The following is a 321-nucleotide window of genomic DNA, read 5'->3' as shown; positions in this document are numbered from 1 at the left end:
TTACATTCACTGCGACAGTGACGGGAAATTCGCCAACAGGGACTGTGCAGTTTCAGGTAAATGGCGCGAACTTCGGTTCGCCGGTGCAATTAATTAACGGTGTGGCGACACTGACAACGACCCTGTTGACGGTTGTGGGCAGCGATTCAATCACAGCGATTTACTCTGGCGATGCAAACAACGCAGGGAGCACCACTATGACTGCATTCAACGAAACTGTGGCCGCGCTGCCGGATAATGATATTCCCGTATTACCCCAGTGGGGGATTCTGTTGCTTGGCTCTGGATTGTTGTTGATCGGCAGCTTTGCAAGGTCGGCAA

At 52.0% G+C, this 321-nt stretch carries 1 protein-coding gene; it reads left to right on the top strand.

Features of this window, described 5'->3' with window-relative positions; translation table 11 throughout:
• Positions 1 to 321: Ig-like domain-containing protein (locus SCT_RS17250; RefSeq protein WP_144408316.1), on the top strand; the 321-nt coding region annotated here is incomplete at both ends.

This window comes from Sulfuricella sp. T08, from assembly GCF_000971475.1.
In the GTDB taxonomy this organism is placed as follows: Bacteria; Pseudomonadota; Gammaproteobacteria; order Burkholderiales; family Sulfuricellaceae; genus Sulfuricella.
Note: the sequence above shows the minus strand (reverse complement) of the source record. Positions and strands in the feature narration are given on the sequence as shown.